Consider the following 326-nt stretch of genomic DNA (forward strand, 5'->3'; position numbering starts at 1 on the left):
GTAGGCCGCCGCCTCCGGCCGCGCCGGCCTACGAGTCGCGTGAGTTCGTGGTCTACTTCCCGTTCGATCAGTACGTCCTGACGACGGAAGCCCAGGCGGTGGTCCAGCAGGCCGCCGACTACGCCAAGGGCGGCGGCGCCACCCGCATCGTGGTGACGGGTCACACCGACACCTCGGGCTCGGACGCCTACAACCGCAGGCTCTCGGAGCGCCGCGCCAAGGCGGTGGCCGACGGTCTGGTGGGCATGGGCGTCAACGCCACGGCCCTGGCCGTCGACTGGAAGGGTGAAAGCGCTCCGGCCGTCGCCACCGGCGATGGCGTGAAG

Annotated in this window: 1 protein-coding gene; it reads left to right on the top strand. The window is 71.5% G+C overall.

What is annotated here, in order from left to right; genetic code table 11:
- Positions 1-326: OmpA family protein (locus AX690_RS01795; protein ID WP_156449528.1), on the top strand; the 326-nt coding region annotated here is incomplete at both ends.

The organism is Caulobacter sp. CCH9-E1, from assembly GCF_001556515.1.
Lineage (GTDB): Bacteria > Pseudomonadota > Alphaproteobacteria > Caulobacterales > Caulobacteraceae > Caulobacter.